The following is a 16794-nucleotide window of genomic DNA, read 5'->3' on the forward strand; positions in this document are numbered from 1 at the left end:
GTGCACCTTGTTACTCAGCGACCGGAGGTTTTCCACATGCTGTCCTACTCGTGCGCCGTCTCGGGCGCCCCCCTCCTCGGTGAGACCATCGGCGAGAACTTCGAGCGGATTGTGGCCCGCTTCGGCGACCGGGAGGCCCTGGTCGACCTGCCGGGCGAGCGCCGCTGGACCTACGCCGAGCTGAACGCCGACGTCGACCGGCTGGCCCGGGCCCTGATCGCCCGGGGCGTCGCCAAGGGGGACCGGGTCGGGATCTGGTCGCCCAACTGCGCCGAATGGGTGATCGTCCAGTACGCCACCGCGAAGGTCGGCGCGATTCTGGTCAACGTCAACCCCGCCTACCGCGGTCACGAACTCGACTACGTCGTCCGCCAGTCCGGAATGCGGCTGCTGATCAGCGCGGTGAGCCACAAGACGAGCGACTACCGCGCGATGGTCGCCGGGATCGGCTTCGCCGACGTCGCCTACATCGGCGAGGAGAGCTGGCACCGCCTGCTGGCCGGGGCCGCGGACGTCGGCCCCGAGCGGCTGCGCGAGCGCATGGCCTCGCTGACCTTCGACGACCCGATCAACATCCAGTACACCTCGGGCACCACCGGCTTCCCCAAGGGTGCGACCCTGTCGCACCACAACATCCTCAACAACGGCTACTTCGTCGGCGAGCTGGTCGGCTACGACGAGACCGACAGGGTCTGCCTGCCGGTGCCCTTCTACCACTGCTTCGGGATGGTCATGGGCAACCTCGGGGCGACCTCCCACGGGGCCTGCGTCGTCATCCCCGCGCCGGGCTTCGACCCCGCCGCCACGCTGCGGGCCGTGGAGCGGGAACGCTGCACCTCCCTGTACGGGGTGCCGACCATGTTCATCGCCGAGCTCGGCGAGCTCGGCCGCACCGGGTACGACCTGTCGAGCCTGCGCACCGGGATCATGGCGGGCTCGCCCTGCCCGGTGGAGATCATGAAGCGGGTGGTCACCGAGATGAACATGCGCGAGGTGGCGATCTGCTACGGAATGACGGAGACCTCGCCGGTGTCCACGATGACGAGGGTCGACGACGACCTGGCCCGCCGTACCGAGACGGTCGGCCGGGCGATGCCGCACATCGAGGTCAAGATCGTGCACCCGGAGAGCGGCCTGACCGTCCCGCGCGGTGAGCCCGGCGAGCTGTGCACCCGCGGCTACTCGGTGATGCTCGGCTACTGGGACGAGCCCGCCAGGACCGCCGAGGCGATCGACGCCGCCCGCTGGATGCACACCGGCGACCTGGCCACCATGGACGACGACGGCTACGTCAACGTCGTCGGACGCATCAAGGACATGGTGATCAGGGGCGGTGAGAACGTCTACCCCCGCGAGCTGGAGGAGTTCCTGCACGGCCACCCGGACATCGACGACGTCCAGGTGATCGGTGTGCCCGACCCGAAGTACGGCGAGGAGCTGATGGCCTGGATCGTCATGCGGCCGGGGGCCGTCCCGCTGACGGCCGAGGCGGTCAGGGACTTCTGCGCCGGGCGGCTGGCCCACTACAAGATCCCCCGCTACGTCCACCTGGCCGACGGGTTCCCCATGACGGTGACGGGCAAGATCCGCAAGATCGAGATGCGCGAGCAGGCGATGCGGCTGCTCGACCTCTGATCCCCGTCCCCGTCCCCGCTCCCGCCGAGCCGGACACCGGCCGGCACTTCACCGGAGTCGCGGCGGGTACGCCCCGTCGTTCACCACGCGTCGGCTCCCCGGCCCTTGAAGGGCCGGGGAGCCGACGCCGTCTTTACGCCTTCTTGCGCGATGAGTTGATTTATCCGCAGCCCGGCCCGGGGATGGGTCGTCCGACGCCATTGATCATGGGCCGTGCGCCTGCCACCGGACAGACGCATCCGAACGCGTACGCGCGGACCCCGCGGACCTGGCGACGAGGAGGAGCGCGTGAGCCATGTCGTGGTGATCGGCGCGGGTCTCGGCGGCCCTGCCGCCGCGGTCCGGCCGGCCGCCGCGGGGCGGGACGTCACGATCGTGGAAGCCGGCCGGGCGCCCGGCGGCCGCTGCGGTACGGCCGCCGTCGGCGAGTACCGTTTCGACACCGGCCCCTCCGTGCTGACCATGCCCGAGGTCCTCGCCGACGTCTTCACCGCGGCCGGCCACGCCACCCTCACCGTGCTGGAGCCGGCCGCCAACCTGCGTGGCGGTGCCGACCGGGACCGGCTCACCCCGGAGCCGGAGGACCGGCTGCCGGCGAGGCTCGCCGACCTCGGCCACGGCGACCTGTCCCGCATCGATCACGATGACGTGAAGGCGTCCTGCGCTCGATGCGGGCCGACCTGACCGTGGCCCGCTACGAATCGCCGAGGTGCCGTGAACCGGCCGGGTGCGGCCGGCACGAGATCGTCCGGTGCGAGGTCGTCCAATGCTGTCGTCGGGAGGGTGTGATGTCGGAGCCGGTGGCCGTCGACGCGATGGGCGGAGACCACGGACCGGGCGAGACGGTCGCCGGGGCGGTCACGGCCCGGCGTGAGCTCGGAATCCCCGTGGTGCTCGTGGGCCGCTCCGGCGCCGTCCGCGCCGAGCTCGCCCGCCACGGCGCCGTCGGCGAGATCGGCGTGGTGCACGCCGAGGACGTCGTCCCGATGACCGAACGGGGCGCGGGAGCGGTCTTCTCCACCACTACCAGCCTGACGGTCGGCTGCGACCTCGTACGGCGGAAGGAGGCGTCGGCGTTCGTGTCGGCCGGTTCCACGGGCGCGGTCGTCTCGTGCGCCATCCACGGCATCGGGCGTGCCCCGGGCGTTCTGCGGCCCGCCCTGGCCATCGCGCTGCCCTCGGTCACCGGCGGCGCGACCGTGCTGACCGACGCCGGGGCGACCTCCGACCCCACCCCGGAGATGATCGCCCAGTTCGCGCTGCTCGGCGCCTCCTACGCCCAGCTCGTGCTCGGTGTCGCCGACCCGTCGGTGGGCCTGTTGTCGATCGGCTCGGAACCCGGCAAGGGTAACCGGCTGACCCGCAGGGCCGGTGAGCTGCTCGCCGGGCTGCCGTTGCGCTTCTGCGGCAACGTGGAGGGACACGACGTGCTCGCGGGCACCGTCGACGTGATCGTCACCGACGGTTTCACCGGGAACGTGGTGCTCAAGAACGTCGAGGGTTCGGTGCGGGCCGCGCTGACGCTGGTGGCGCGTTCCGGTGCCGCCGGAGCCGAGGAGTTGCGGGCGGTGGCCCGCCGCTACGCCCCGGAGGCCTACGGCGGGGCGGCGCTGCTCGGCCTGATCGGCACCGTCGTCGTCGCGCACGGTTCCTCGCGGGCGGCGACGATCGCGCGCGCCTGCGCGCTGGCGCACGATCTCGCCGAGGGCGGGGTCGTCACCCGGCTCGTGGACCGGCTCACCGCGGAGGCCGCCCGTTGAGCGGCGCGGCGGAGCCTCGTCGCGGCGGGGCGACGGAGCCGAACCGACCTCGTCGCCGGGCTCGCCCGGCGACGAGGTCGGGCCGGCGGGTCGGCGCCGTCCCAGGTGCCCTCGCTCGTGCAGGGGGAGAAGCGGGGATCGCGTCGCCGCGTGTCCCGCTGTTCCAGTTGCTCTTCGCGCCGGTCACGCACGTGATCGGGACCGGCCTGCTCATGTGCCTCATCGGGCTGCGGTTCGGTCAGGCGGCGCGGGCCTCCCGCCCGTCGTGCCCCGGCCCGCTCGCCCGTCCGCCGTTGCCCGGCCCGGTCGTCCGCCCGTCGTGCACCTCCGGCATCCGCGCCTCCGGGTGAGCGGGCTCATGGAAATCGGGTCCCCCGATCACCCTTGTCTCCGGTATCCGTGTCCCCAGGCGAGCAGGACGAACAGACCCATGCACGTTCCTCCCGCGACGGCGACCAGCGGATCCGGCGGGTCGAAAACCACCGCGAAACCGACGGTCTCCATGACCGCCATCGTCGTGTAGATCGACACCAGCCCGGGGCTCCACGCCGCGGGTTCGGCCACGAGGCACTCGATCAGGACCATGACCAGCAGTGAGACGACGAGCCAACCGGCGAAGTTACCGAGCGGGACGCCACGGTAGTGGCCGGGGTCGTGCCAGACCCACAGGCCCAGCCGGGTCATCTGCGGGTCCAGGAACACGTCCCAGGCGGTGAGCGCCAGCGCCCCCAGCGCGACCCGCGCGGCCCGGCTGCCGGGTGCGATCGCGGCGGCCACCGCGTGGGCCGCCAGTCCCATGCCACCCCAGGCCAGCGCCACGATCACCGGTATCCCGCCGAGCACCGGCTGGAGAGCGCCGGTGTAGTGGTAGTCGCCGAACGGCACCCCCGTCCTGGTCCCAACCCACTCCGCGGCGTACCCGGTCGCGACCGCGGCGGTGAACGCCGCGACGGCTCCGGTGGGGGAGTAGGTCACCGAGGCGAAGACCAGCGCGCTCGCCGCCAGCAGCGGGACGACCACACCGGTCAGCGCGATCGGCCGAGGCTGCAGTCCCGAGGCGACCTGCGCCACGACCATCGCAGCCAGCAGCACCGCGCCCAGCGCGCCCATCGCCTTCGAGGCGCGTGTAGCCACGGGTTCTGCCGGTGGTGGCCACACCCGCAACGCACCGGGCTCCTCCCGTCTGCTGTTCACCTGGTGGCTGTGCCCGATGGACGGTCATTTGATCGGCTGGGCGAGGTCAGGTTCGCTTTGAAATCCCGATCTCCCGGAAGACGGTGGCGGGGCCCGCGACTTCCAGAAGGGCCGGGGCTTGAACCTGCCGTGGCGAGAGGTCCTAACGTTGCGGGCGTGATCGGGAAAGACGACGCCGGGCGCAGATGGAGCATCGGCGAGGTGGCACGGGCGAGCGGGATGACCGTGCGCGCGCTGCACCACTACGACGAGATCGGCCTGCTGAGCGCGAGCGAACGCACCGCGTCGGGGCACCGCCGTTACACCAGGCGTGATGTGCGACGGCTGTATCGGGTGCGGGCCCTGCGGGCACTCGGGTTGTCACTGGAGGAGACAGCGAGCGTACTCATGAACTCCACGGACGATCTGGCGGTGATGAGTGACCTGCTGAAGGCCCAGTTGCGCGAGCTGGAAGCACACGCCGCACGGATCCGGCAGCTGACGCATCGGCTTGGCGGGCTGCTGGAGCAGATCGACAGCGCGTCGATGCCCGATGCTGAACAGTTCATGATGACCTTGGAGATGATCTCTGTGTTCGAGACCTCGTTCACGACGGAGCAGCGAGAGCAACTGGCCCGGCGTAGGGCCGAACTAGGCCAGGAGGCCGTCGAGGCGGCCAAGGCCGAATGGGCCGGGCTCGTCGAGGAGCTCCTGCGGCACGTACAGGACGACACCCCCGTGGACGACCCGAGGGTGCGGGTCCTGGTCGGCCGCTGGGACGCGCTGGCGAACCGGTTCCACAACGACGGCCGCGACGGGGAGCAGACCAGAGCCGCGGCGCGGCGGACATGGCAGGAGAACAGCGAGGAGATCGGCCGGAGCCTGCCGTGGCCCGCGGCCCGGATGCGCGACCTGGTCCACTACCTGGAACGGGCCCGGCAGGCCGGATAACCGACGGGCAGACGAGACGACCATCTGGTCAGCGGTGGTTTGTCCGCTTCGTTTCCTTGCCCGTCTTGTCGTAGGTGACCCATTCGCCGGTCTTCTTGCCGACGTTGTACGTCCCCTCGTCCAGCAGGTTGCCGTTGTCGTGCCAGCGGCGCCACGGGCCGTGCTGCTTACCGTCCACGAAGGCGCCCTGCTGCAGGAGGCCACCGCCCTCGCGGTGCCAGACCCACTCGCCGACGAGCTGTCCGGCCTGGTAAACACCCTCCGCCTTCAACCGGCCGTTCCGAAAGTAGAAAGTCCACGGTCCGCTCCGCTGCCCGTCCGAGTAGTCGCCCTTACCCGACAGGGTCCCGTCCTTGAAATATTCCTCCGCCATGACGACAGCATAGGAGCGGGCTAGCTGAATGTGCTGGTTCATTTCCGGGTATTCGGCCGGAAAGGTCTGTTGGTAAACCCGGAATCCGACACCCCGTATCTCCGCCGTGGGTGGTGCCGTGCCAGACGGGGAGGTGTGGTTGGCTGTCCCCCCGTGAACGTCGTTGAAGTACTGGGACTGTTCGGAGCCGGGGCGCTGGCCGGGGTGGTCGGTACGGTGGTGAGCCTGGCCTCGATCGTCTCCTACCCGGTGCTGCTGGCGTTCGGCCTGCCGCCGGTGACCGCGAACGTGACGAACACGGTCGCGCTGACCTTCAACGGGGTGGGCGCGGCGTTCGGGTCGCGGCCGGAACTGGCCGGACAGGGCGCGAGGGTCCTGCGACTCGGCACGATGACCCTGCTCGGCGGGGCGGTGGGGGCCGGGTTGCTGCTGGCGACCCCCTCCGACACGTTCGAGGCGATCGCGCCCTGGCTGATCGCGTTCGCCTCGCTGCTGCTGCTCCGTCCGCCGAACACGATGGGAGGGTACGGCGGCGAGGACGGCTGGAAGGCGCGCGCCGCCATGTTCGCCGTCGCGATCTACATCGGCTACTTCGGGGCCGCCGGTGGGGTCCTCATGTTCGCGGTGCTCTCGGCCGTGCTCGACCAGTCACCGGTCAGGATCAACGCTATCAAGAACGTCGCCTCCGCCCTGGCCAACGGGGTGGCGGCGATCGGCTTCGCCCTCTTCGGGCCGGTGCAGTGGTCGGCGGCGGTACCCCTCGCACTGGGATTCCTGCTGGGCGGCCGGCTTGGCCCGTCGATCGCCCGACGCCTGCCCGGCCGCGCGCTCCGCCTCGGCACCGCCGCCTGCGGCCTGCTCGTCGCGCTCAAACTCGGCGTCGACGCCTACGCGTGAGCCGGTTTGCGGTGAAGTTTGTTTCACCGGCATTCGGGCCTCGCCCACGAGGTGCCACGCTGGAAGCCGATCGCCGTCGAAAGGTATGGCGCCGCGCATGGTGAAAAGCGCCTCTAAGGCAAGTGGGAGCGCTGGAGGTCGCTCATTGGCGCCGGGTCGTACGGGCTGGAAGGTCAAAAGCGCGGAGTGCGGTAATACTCCCAGCCTTCGTAGACATGCGGGCCGCCTCGGTGCCAGGGATGGCGTCCGTCAACGCGGAACAGCTCAGTCAGAACTCGCCGGCGTTCCCGTAACGGTAGAAGTAGGGGCCGATCTGCCCGCTGATGGCCCGGGTGAGTGCGGAGCTGTCCTCCAGCAAGCGCGCGGCATGGTCTAGGTCTCCGGCGAAGACCGGGTCGAAGCCTGCGTCTCCGATCAACCTTTCGGTCACCAGGCGGGCGCCGGGGTCGGCGGCGTACAGGTTGCTCGGCTTGACCCGCTGCCTGGCGATGTCGTCGTAGAGGATGGCGAAGTTGGTGGAGAACGACTTGGCGGTCGGTCCCCCGATGACGGACTTGATCTCGTGGGCCAGCGATGGGTACGAGCTCGTCCGTGGGACGTAGATGTTGGTGGCGTCGATCGTCACCTGCCCGTTCAGCCCCTTTACCCGGGCCAGGGCGTCAGCGATGGCTTGCCCGGGGACCGCTACCACGATGACGTCGCCCTCCCTCGCCTCGCCGCCCTCCCGGCCGAGTGTGGTGACGTGATGGCCGGCACTCTGCCACAGACGGCCCAGCCCGCCCCCTATCCGTCCTCGTCCGATCACCGTGATGTTCATGGTCTCTCCTGGTTCGTTGCCTGGTGCGTTGATGCCGTATCCGGAACGAGCATGGTCGTGCCACCCGAGAGGTGGACGCTTGGTCACTCGGCGTTGTTGCCGAGCAGTTGAAACTTCCAGAGTTGGATGACATGTCAGCAAGGACGGCCGGCGCAGGGTGTGGTGCTCCCGCCGCTGACAGATCCGAGTCTGTCCAGACCCCGAGGGCGGAGGAAGGTCGCGCGATTCCTGGGAACACCATGTGCCGCTCGGTCGGATGAGGCGGATACCAGCAGCGAGTGTACGACGGTTTGCCACGGCGTTAGCTGGGGGTAACGCACCCAGGCTAAGCAGCATCGCAGGGCCGGTTCCTCCCCTAACCTCAAGGTCATGGACAGTGAGGCGCCCAATCCTCTGGGAGAGTTCCTGCGCGCTCGCCGTGCGCGGCTGCGGCCGGAGGAGGTGGGGATGGCGATCCAGAGTCGTCGTCAGGTTCCCGGGCTGCGCCGTGAGGAGGTCGCACGGTTGGCCGGTCTCAGCGTCGGCCACTACATCCGCCTGGAACAGGGACGAGAGCGTCACCCCACCCAGCAGACCGTGAAGAGTCTGGCTCACGCGCTGCGGCTGGACGAAGCGGCTGTGGTGGAGTTGTACCGGCTGGCCCGACCCATTGAAGGGCGGCGGCGACCGGATCGCGTCGAACGGGTCGGCACGCGGGTGCTGCGGCTGCTCAACGACTGGACCAGCGCCCCCGCCTACGTCCTGGGCCGGTCCCAGGACGTGCTTGTACGCAATCCGCTGGCGGAGGCATTGCACAGCCGCTTCACCTTTGGCAACAACATGCTGCACATGATCTTCCTCGATCCCGCTGGGCGGGAGTTCTTTCACGAATGGGACCTCACCGCACGAGCCGCTGTACACGAACTGCGCCAATCGGCCCGCGAGGCCCCCGTGGAGCAGCGCGTGCGGGAATTGATCGGTGAGCTGTCGATCGGCAGCGCCGACTTCCGGCGGCTGTGGGCCGAGCGCGAGCCACGCGGGGCGATAGTGCAGGGCAGCAGGTTCTTCCACCCCGGTGTGGGCGAACTGCATCTGAAATCCGAGATCTTCCCGATCACCAGCGCCCCGGGTCAGCGTCTGATCGCCCAACCGGCCGACCCGGGATCCAGTTCGGCGGAGGCTCTGGCCCTGCTGAGCACGCTGTCCGTCCAGCCCTGATCTCCCCCGGAGGTCGGCATCGCCGTTCGCCGGCTGCCCGCACGGGCTTACCGACGTCCACGTCAACGACTGCCCCGGCCCGTGGGCGATCCGGAAAGCGCGCCACCAAGGCGCGCATCTCGGCCAAGGTGGTGGCCGCGCCGGCCTGGACGAGAACGTTGCCAATGGCGGTAGCCTCCGCGGGCCCGGCGACGACCGGCAGGCCGCAGGCATCGGCGGTGAGCCGGCACAGCCCTGCACTCGGTTCCTGGTGGCGGCGGCCACCTTGTCCGGCCTGTTCAGCACATTCGACACTGTGCCCGGCGAGCGGCGAGCCCCCACGTGCTGCGTGACCTCCTTGATGTTCACCACCGTTAGAGCTGGATTAAAACGTAACAACCAAGTTTCGACAAGTACACCGTTGACGTTTCGCTTGATCGGCCGTACGTTCCTCACCAATCGTAAAAACGATTTGATAAGTGAGGCGATGCGGATGGCGGTTTTGGCGTTGTCTGGCGTCAGCAAGTCTTTCGGCGCCGTCCAAGCCTTGCGCGAGGTGCCTTCGAAGCCGGCGGCGGGAGAGGTCCATGCCCTGGCCGGCGAGAACGGGGCGGGCAGGTCGACGCTGGTGAAGATCCTCTCGGGGGTGCACCGGCCGGACACCGGCCAGGTCCTGCTGAACGGATCCCCTGTCACCTTCGGCGGGCCCGCCGACGCGCAGTAAGCCGGCGTCGCGGTCATCCATTGATGTCCGGCCCCTGTTCGCTTCGCTGCGCACGGAGATGGGCGTGGACCCGGATCCGATGGCGGCCTACGACAGGTCCGAATACTTCGCGCAAACCTGCGCCGACCGAGTGGGCGGCGCGTCGCAAGCGGGATGGGGAGCATGAAGCTTGTTTTAACTGCGGCGTTGATCCTGACCAACGTGATCGTGCCGAATCACACCGACCTTCGCGTCACCGACCTGGAGACCGAGCAGGCCCCGGCCCCCATCGCGGTCGCCGCGACCAACCCGCGGCTGGGCTGGCTGCTGCGCGCCGAGCGGAAAGGCCAGAAGCAGACGGCCTACGAGGTCGAGATCTCTGAAGGCGGGCGCCGAGTCTGGAATTCGGGTGCCGTCAAGAGCGAGAGCCACTACGACATCCGCTACGCCGGGCCGCCGCTGCGTCCCGCCACCCGTTACACCTGGCGGGTCAAGGCCGCGGACATGAACGGAACCTGGTCGGCCTGGAGCGGGAAGTCCTGGTTCGAGACCGCCCCCGCCACCGTGCACGGGGCCTGGATCGGTGCGCCGGGGACTCCGGACGCCCCGCCCGATCTGACCGGCACCAAGTGGATCTGGTACCCGGAGGGCGACCCTCTCAGAAGCGCCCCCACAGGCACCCGATACTTCAGGAAATCCATTGACCTAACGGAGGTGCCATCGACCGCCAGGCTGATCCTTACCGTCGACGATGGCTTCACCGCCTGGGTCAACGGCGTCGAGGTTGGCGCCAGAGACGCCGATCCTCGACTGGAGAGCTGGCGACGGCCGATCGTGGTCGACGTGGCGGACAAGCTGCGCCAGGGCCGGAACGTGATCGCGGTCAAGGCGATCAACGGCGGTCAGAGCCCCGCTGGGGTGTTGGGCAGGTTGGAGGGCGTCGTCGACACGGACGCCTCCTGGCGCACCACTGACACCGAACCGTCTGCCGGCTGGGCGTCGGCGGCCTTCGACGACTCCTCCTGGGCGGCGGCCAGGGAACTCACCACCTGGGGCGGCGACCCGTGGGGCAGAGTCGTGCCCGAGCCCGCACGCGGCACCGGCACGCCGGATCTGACCGGCACCGACTGGATCTGGTATCCGGAAGGCGACCCCGCCGCGCACGCGCCCGCCGCCACCCGATACTTCCGCCGCACGTTCGACGTTGCCGCGATCCCCGAGGTGGCCCGCCTGGTGATGACTGCGGACGACGGCTTCACCGCCTGGATCAACGGCGTCGAAGTCGGCGCCACGAACCCCGACCCCACGCAGGACAGCTGGCGACGGCCGATCGTGGTCGACGTGGCGGACAAGCTGCGCCAGGGCCGGAATGTGATCGCGGTCAAGGCGATCAACGGCAGGCCCGGGCCCGCGGGCCTGCTGGGGAGGCTGGAGGGCGTCGTCGACACGGACGCCTCGTGGCGCACCACTGACACCGAACCGTCTGCCGGCTGGACGTCGGCGACCTTCGACGACTCCTTGTGGGGGGCGGCCAAGCACCTGGCCACCTGGGGCGACGGTCCCTGGGGCAAGGTCGTCCCCGAACGGGAAACCCTGCCGGAGCCGCTGCTCCGCCGTGCCTTCCGGGTCGGCAAAGCCATCGCCCAGGCCAGGCTGCACGCGGCGGCCGGCGGCTATGTGGAGCTGAGCCTCAACGGCCGCCGCGTCGGCGACCAGGTGCTGCAGCCTGGCTTCACCCGCTACGACACGCGCCTGCAGTACGTCACCTACGACGTCACGAAACTGCTGCGTGAGGGCGGCAACGTGATCGGCGCCCGGCTCGGCCGCGGCTTCTACGGCATGACCCAGAGAAACGTCTGGGACTGGGACAGCACGGCCTGGAACGGCGAACCCCGGCTGAAGGCCGACCTCGTGGTCACCTACACCGATGGCAGTACCGAGTCGATCGCCACCGACGGCCAGTGGCGCTACGCGCAAGGCCCGGTCCGCTTCGACTCGCTCTACGGCGGAGAGACCTACGACGCTCGCGAGGAACAGCGCGGCTGGGACACCACGTCGTTCGATGCCTCGACATGGGCGGCGGCGAAGGTGGTACCGGCTCCCAAGGGAGAACTCGTGCCGCAGGAGCAGGAGCCGATCAGGGTCACGGACACGTTGCGGCCGGAGTCCGTCACCGAGCCCAAGCCGGGGACGTACGTCTTCAAACTGCCGCGCAACATCGCGGGATGGGCGCGGATCCGTACGCACGGCCCGAAGGGGACCACGATCAGGCTGAAGTACGGCGAGCGGCTCAACGCGGACGGCACCGTGCTGGCTGCCAGTGGGCATGTCACCGGCCGGTTCCAGATCGACGAGTATGTCCTCGCCGGCAAGGACCGGACCGAGACCTGGGAACCCCGTTATACCTACCACGGATTCCAGTACGTCGAGGTGACCGGCTGGCCGGGAGACGCGCCGACCGCCGGCGACCTGGACGGCCGCGAGGTGCACTCCGACCTGCGGTCGGTGGGCACGTTCCGCAGCTCCAACCCGTTGTTCAACCAGATCAACGCCATGACCAGGCAGACCGTGCTCAACAACTGGCACGGCATCCCCACCGATACTCCGATGTATGAGAAGAACGGGTGGACGGGTGATGCCCAGCTCATGGCGGCGATGGAGACATCGGAGTTCGACCTGCGCCGCCAGTTCACCAAGTGGATGACCGACCACCGCGACAGCCTGGGGCCTGACGGGCTTGTCCCGGCGATCGTCCCCGACAACGGCTGGGGGCTTGGCGCAGGCTGGCCATCGCCGCCGTGGCAGGCCTCCTTCACGGTGATCCCGTGGCTGATGTACCAGCGCTACGGTGACCGTGACCTGCTCGCCGAGAACTACCCGGAGATGCGGAGATACCTGGACGGCTGGCTCAAGCGTTCCACTACAGGCCTGTACCCCAGCACGCTCAACGACTACCTGGCTCCCGGCTATGGCGGCAACAGCCCGGAGGACATGAGGCTGGCGGGGACCGCGTACACCTACTCCAATACGCTGATCGTCGCCGACGCGGCGGAGGTCCTCGGGGAGCGTGCCGACGCGGCACGTTACCGAGAAGCGGCGGCGAAGATGAAGGACGCCTTCAACCGGGAGTTCCTGCGCGGCGACGCGTACGTCACGAACAGCGACCCCGACTATCGGCAGACGTCGGCTCTTATCGGCCTGGCGCTCGGGCTGGCGCCGGCCGGCCAGGAGAAGGCGATCACTGACCGGCTCGTCAGGGACATCGAAGCGCGCGGCGACCACCTCAATACCGGCGCCCTCGGCACGAAGTACCTGCTGACCGAGCTGACCAAGCGAGGTCACGGCGAGCTGGCCTACAGAGTGGCCAACCAGCGGACGTATCCGAGCTGGGGCTACTGGGCCGACAACGGCGCGACCACCCTCTGGGAGCGGTGGGACCTCGACGCCCGCTCGCGCGACCACGTGTTTCTCGGCGGCGCCATCGGGGAGTGGTTCTTCCAGGACCTGGCCGGGCTCCACGTGACACGCGACCGGATCAGGGTCGCGCCGCGGTTCTTGGGCGATCTGAAATACGTCGAGGCCTCGACTCAGACGGTGGACGGTCGAGTGTCCGTGAGATGGAAGCGCGACAGCGGCAGGTTCACGCTCCACGTCACGGTGCCGGTCGGGGCGCTCGCGACCGTCGAGCTGCCCTCCGGCATCCGGCACGAGATCGGCTCCGGAAGCCACACCTTCAATGGAGAGACCTCATGACCGAGCATGTGACCGGCTCGCCCGGCCATGCGTCCGGCGAAGCAGAGTTGCCCGAACAGGCTGAAACGGACAGGCGGTGTGGCTCTACAGCCAGGGCGTCATCGGCCCGTACAGAAAGCGGAGGTAGAACATGCACAGGCCGGCCGCTAGCCATATCGGCGGGCGATGGGTGCTCCTCCTGTTGAGCGCGAGCCTGCTCGCCGCCGCGAGCCCGGCTCAGGCCTCTCCCGGGGCGGATGCCGCGGCTCCGCCCGCGGTGGCCGGGTTGAACTACTCGCCGACGTCACGGACGGTGAGTCCCACAGCCATACACAAGACATCGGGTGCAGTGTCGAACCCGGGAAACGTGCTGTCCGGTCAGCCGACTCGGATCTCCGGCGCCAACTCCTTCTTCGCCGAACGCCACGTCCAAGGCAAGATCACGATTACCTTTTAAGCGGCAACTGCTCGCACCGCGGCGTCCACGTCGTCGATGGCGGTCAGATCGCCCTTTGACGGAGAGGAATCCATGTACAGGCCTGCAGCACGACACCGCAACCGGGTAAGCGACGGGCACCTCGGCGCGGCCGCGACATGCGGCTGCCAGGTCGTGGCCAGATGAGCGCCGGCACGCCCTTGGGCGACTTCCTGCGCGCCCGTCGCGAGGCGCTCAAACCTGAGGATGTGGGGCTGCCCGAGTACGGGCGCCGGCGGGTCAAGGGGTTACGGCGTGAAGAGGTGGCGATGCTGGCCGGGATGAGTAGCGACTACTACGTGCGGCTGGAGCAGGGACGCGAGTCCAGCCCGTCTCCGCAGGTGGTCGAGGCGGTGGCCCGCGCACTGCTGCTCGACCCGGCGGCCACCGAGCATCTGTGGCGGCTGGTCCAGCCACCGGCGGCCCGTGCCTGGAGCCGGGCCCAAGGCACATCCATCAGCCCGCAGTTGCTACAGCTCATGGACAGCTGGTCCACCTCTCCGGCGTTCGCGCTGGGCCCGGCTCTGGACATCTTGGCGTGCAACACCCTGGCCGCCGCGTTGCACGAAGGTTTCGCCCCTGCTGACAACCTGGCTCGCATGGTATTCCTCGACCCCGCGGGGCGTGACTTCTACCAGGAGTGGGAGCGGGCGGCGCACTCCTGCGTGGCTGAGCTGCGCGCCGCCTACAGCCACGATCCAGAGTCCGTGCGGCTCAGCGAGGTGGTGGAGGAACTGTCGGCCGGAAGCCCGGAGTTCGCCAGGTTGTGGGGCCGCCACGATGTGAAGCCCAAGACGCAGGAGGGCAAGCACCTGCGCCACCCACACGTTGGCGACCTGCACATCCTGTTCTCCGCGTTCACCGTCAACGGTGCCCCCCACCAGCAGCTCGTCGTCTACCAGGCCGAGCCCGCCTCCATGACCGCCGCCGCGTTCGGGCGGCTACGGACGCGGGCCGACCAAGCGATGGCCCGCACGCTGGAGGCCGCCGACGACGCACTCGCGGCCGGGGACAAGCGGCCAGGCTAGGCGGCGAGCAATTGGCAGGACACTGTGAGGCCGGGGCCACGCTCCGGCCTCTTCGACGTCCATGGGCCCGGTCCGCCCTGGTTCCTAGGTAAGCCACTCCCAGGAAACCCGTGACCTTCTTCCACCTCGCTGACCTCGGCAAACTCATCCGTGTCAGCCAAAGGGAACGGAACGAAGGACACCGTCATGACCACCTGGTTCATCACCGGAGCATCCCGCGGCCTGGGCGCCGAGATCGCCCGCACCGCCGTCGACAAGGGCGACAACGTCGTGATCGCGGTGCGCAACCCGGACCGCGTGCCGGAGGACCTCGACAAGGCGGGCAACGTGCTCACCGTCGCCCTTGACGTCACCGACGGCGCGGCCATCCCCGCCGCCGTCCAGGCCGCTGCCGACCGGTTCGGCGCCATCGACGTGCTGGTCAACAACGCCGGCCGCGGCCTGCTCGGCGCCCTGGAGGAGATCACCGACGTCGAGGCCCGCTCTCTGTTCGACCTGAACGTCTTCGGCCTCATCGACATGACCCGCGCCGTGCTGCCCGTCATGCGTCGTCAAGGATCCGGCAAACTCGTGCACATCGGCTCTCGATCCGGTTTCGAGGGCGAGCCCGGGGTGAGCATGTACAACGCCTCGAAGTTCGCCGTGGCCGGGATCAGCGAGGCACTGTCGAAGGAACTGGCGCCGTTCGGCATCCAGTCCATGGTGGTCGAGCCGGGCGTGCTGCGCACCGACTTCCTGGACGCCAGTTCGCTGTCAACGGCCGCGAACAGGATCGCCGCCTACAACGGCACCCCTGCCCATATGACGCTCGAGTGGGCCGCGACGGCCAGCCACACGCAGCTCGGCGACCCGGTCAAGGGCGCGGCCCTGATCTACGAGGTGACCACGCAGGACACGCTGCCCACCCACCTGTACCTCGGGCCCGACACCATCGACCGGCTTCAGGTCAAGCTCGATCAGATCCACGACGACCTGAACGCCTGGCGGGCCAAGTCCGCCGCCACCGCTCACGACGACGTCGCCGCCTGACCCCCGGCCGATCGCACGGCCCCGTCTCGGCGCCGATCTGCCCGCAACGCACCGTGCCGCCTCACCGGCCCTCGATGGCCGGGCCCTGCTCCACAGCACCACTGGAAGCTTCACAACATCCCTGAAAGAGGTACATGTCATGTCCGCTCTGCTCACTGGCACGCCGCTGGCCGGCCGTGTGGCCGTCGTGTCCGGCGCCTCCAGCGGCATCGGCGCCGCCACCGCGACCCGCCTGGCCGAGCTCGGGGCGAAGGTCGCCGTGCTCGCCCGGCGCAAGGACAAACTCGATGCGCTCGTCGAGAGCATCCATGCCGCCGGAGGCACCGCCATGGCGGTGCCCGTCGACGTCACCGACCGCGACGCCGTCCACGCTGCGGCCCACCAGATCGCCGAGCGGTTCGGCCAGGCGGACCTGGTCTTCAACAATGCCGGCGTTCAGCTCGTCTCCCCGATCACCGACCTGCGTCAGGACGACTGGCAGCGCCAGATCGACCTCAACATCACCGGCGTCATGAACGTCATCGGCGCCTTCGTGCCGCACCTGACCGCTGCCGCCGAAGCGGGCAAGCCGGCCGACCTCATCACCACATCCTCGATCGCCGCGACCCGGATCCTGGAGAAGTTCTCTGTCTACTCCGGCACCAAGGCCTACATCAGCCACCTCACCCGGCTGCTGCGCGTCGAGCTCGGCCGTAAGAACATCCGCGTGGCCACCATCGAACCCGGCATGGTCGACACCGAGCTGCCCGATCACGTCACCGACCCGGACGCGAGCAAGCTCATGGCCGATCTCATCGACCAGATCGACGTTCTGCAGTCCGACGACATTGCCGAGACCGTGGCGTTCATGGCCGCCGTGCCCCGCCATGTCAACCTCACCGAGATCACCATCCTGCCCACCGCCCAGGCCATCTAGCCGACCGGCACACCATGGCGGGGGGGGGGGGCGGGCCCCCCCCCCCCCGCGCCCCCCCCCCCCCCCCCCCCCCCCCCCCCAAACCCCGCCAGCCAAACGGCGCCCCAAAACAACCCCCCGCCCCGCCCC

Annotated in this window: 16 protein-coding genes and 1 pseudogene; 12 read left to right on the top strand and 5 right to left on the bottom strand. The window is 69.3% G+C overall.

Annotation, left to right across the window (positions count from 1 at the left end; genetic code table 11):
* Positions 1–36: 36 nt before the first annotated feature.
* From ABT061_RS33065 to ABT061_RS33080, 4 genes are all read left to right on the top strand, one after another.
* A complete protein-coding gene (locus ABT061_RS33065) occupies positions 37–1635 on the top strand; it encodes an AMP-binding protein (RefSeq protein WP_350925406.1) in 1599 nt (532 codons plus the stop codon).
* Between the two features lie 288 nt (positions 1636–1923).
* On the top strand, positions 1924–2319 hold the full coding sequence (locus tag ABT061_RS33070) for an NAD(P)-binding protein (protein ID WP_350925408.1): 396 nt from the start codon (positions 1924–1926) through the stop codon (positions 2317–2319).
* Positions 2320–2423: 104 nt separating this feature from the next.
* Positions 2424–3395 (top strand): phosphate acyltransferase PlsX, encoded by a 972-nt coding sequence (gene plsX, locus ABT061_RS33075; RefSeq protein ID WP_350925410.1) that lies wholly within the window; start codon positions 2424–2426, stop codon positions 3393–3395.
* A gap of 167 nt (positions 3396–3562) precedes the next feature.
* Positions 3563–3745 carry a hypothetical protein gene (locus ABT061_RS33080; RefSeq protein ID WP_350925412.1) on the top strand — a complete coding sequence of 61 codons (183 nt, stop codon included), beginning with the start codon at positions 3563–3565 and terminating at the stop codon, positions 3743–3745.
* Between the two features lie 28 nt (positions 3746–3773).
* Here ABT061_RS33080 and ABT061_RS33085 read toward each other — a convergent pair whose 3' ends face one another.
* Positions 3774–4529, bottom strand: coding sequence for a carotenoid biosynthesis protein (locus ABT061_RS33085; RefSeq protein WP_350925414.1), 756 nt, complete (start codon positions 4527–4529; stop codon positions 3774–3776).
* Positions 4530–4745: 216 nt separating this feature from the next.
* Here ABT061_RS33085 and ABT061_RS33090 point away from each other — a divergent pair, with 216 nt between their 5' ends.
* The gene (locus ABT061_RS33090) at positions 4746–5519 is read left to right on the top strand and encodes a MerR family transcriptional regulator (protein ID WP_350925416.1); all 774 of its coding nucleotides are present in this window, start codon (positions 4746–4748) and stop codon (positions 5517–5519) included.
* 28 nt (positions 5520–5547) lie between these two features.
* Here ABT061_RS33090 and ABT061_RS33095 read toward each other — a convergent pair whose 3' ends face one another.
* The gene (locus ABT061_RS33095) at positions 5548–5892 is read right to left on the bottom strand and encodes a toxin-antitoxin system YwqK family antitoxin (RefSeq protein WP_350925418.1); all 345 of its coding nucleotides are present in this window, start codon (positions 5890–5892) and stop codon (positions 5548–5550) included.
* A 153-nt stretch (positions 5893–6045) separates the two neighbouring features.
* Here ABT061_RS33095 and ABT061_RS33100 point away from each other — a divergent pair, with 153 nt between their 5' ends.
* The gene (locus tag ABT061_RS33100) at positions 6046–6789 is read left to right on the top strand and encodes a sulfite exporter TauE/SafE family protein (protein ID WP_350925420.1); all 744 of its coding nucleotides are present in this window, start codon (positions 6046–6048) and stop codon (positions 6787–6789) included.
* 268 nt (positions 6790–7057) lie between these two features.
* Here the strand turns inward: ABT061_RS33100 and ABT061_RS33105 are convergent, their stop codons facing one another.
* On the bottom strand, positions 7058–7606 hold the full coding sequence (locus tag ABT061_RS33105; RefSeq protein ID WP_350925422.1) for an NAD(P)-binding domain-containing protein: 549 nt from the start codon (positions 7604–7606) through the stop codon (positions 7058–7060).
* A gap of 369 nt (positions 7607–7975) precedes the next feature.
* Between ABT061_RS33105 and ABT061_RS33110 the strand changes: the two genes are divergently transcribed.
* On the top strand, positions 7976–8803 hold the full coding sequence (locus ABT061_RS33110) for a helix-turn-helix domain-containing protein (protein WP_350925424.1): 828 nt from the start codon (positions 7976–7978) through the stop codon (positions 8801–8803).
* On the opposite strand, the gene ABT061_RS48420 is transcribed toward ABT061_RS33110, so the two are convergent.
* Positions 8700–9035 (bottom strand): hypothetical protein, encoded by a 336-nt coding sequence (locus tag ABT061_RS48420; protein WP_502991530.1) that lies wholly within the window; start codon positions 9033–9035, stop codon positions 8700–8702. The two genes, ABT061_RS33110 and ABT061_RS48420, sit on opposite strands and share 104 nt — an antisense overlap.
* Before the next feature lie 2 nt (positions 9036–9037).
* Positions 9038–9151, bottom strand: a pseudogene (locus tag ABT061_RS48425) (LacI family transcriptional regulator); the annotation flags it as partial.
* A 187-nt stretch (positions 9152–9338) separates the two neighbouring features.
* Here ABT061_RS48425 and ABT061_RS33120 point away from each other — a divergent pair.
* From ABT061_RS33120 to ABT061_RS33140, 5 genes are all read left to right on the top strand, one after another.
* The gene (locus ABT061_RS33120; RefSeq protein WP_350925426.1) at positions 9339–9506 is read left to right on the top strand and encodes an ATP-binding cassette domain-containing protein; all 168 of its coding nucleotides are present in this window, start codon (positions 9339–9341) and stop codon (positions 9504–9506) included.
* A 162-nt stretch (positions 9507–9668) separates the two neighbouring features.
* Positions 9669–13238 (top strand): family 78 glycoside hydrolase catalytic domain, encoded by a 3570-nt coding sequence (locus ABT061_RS33125; RefSeq protein ID WP_350925428.1) that lies wholly within the window; start codon positions 9669–9671, stop codon positions 13236–13238.
* 597 nt (positions 13239–13835) lie between these two features.
* Positions 13836–14720, top strand: a complete 885-nt coding sequence (locus ABT061_RS33130; RefSeq protein ID WP_350925430.1) for a helix-turn-helix transcriptional regulator — start codon at positions 13836–13838, stop codon at positions 14718–14720.
* A gap of 186 nt (positions 14721–14906) precedes the next feature.
* Positions 14907–15749 (top strand): SDR family NAD(P)-dependent oxidoreductase, encoded by an 843-nt coding sequence (locus ABT061_RS33135; RefSeq protein ID WP_350925432.1) that lies wholly within the window; start codon positions 14907–14909, stop codon positions 15747–15749.
* Positions 15750–15888: 139 nt separating this feature from the next.
* The gene (locus ABT061_RS33140; RefSeq protein WP_350925434.1) at positions 15889–16665 is read left to right on the top strand and encodes an SDR family oxidoreductase; all 777 of its coding nucleotides are present in this window, start codon (positions 15889–15891) and stop codon (positions 16663–16665) included.
* The last annotated feature ends 129 nt before the right edge of the window (positions 16666–16794 follow it).

This window comes from Streptosporangium sp. NPDC002544 (assembly GCF_040295965.1).
Lineage (GTDB): Bacteria > Actinomycetota > Actinomycetes > Streptosporangiales > Streptosporangiaceae > Streptosporangium.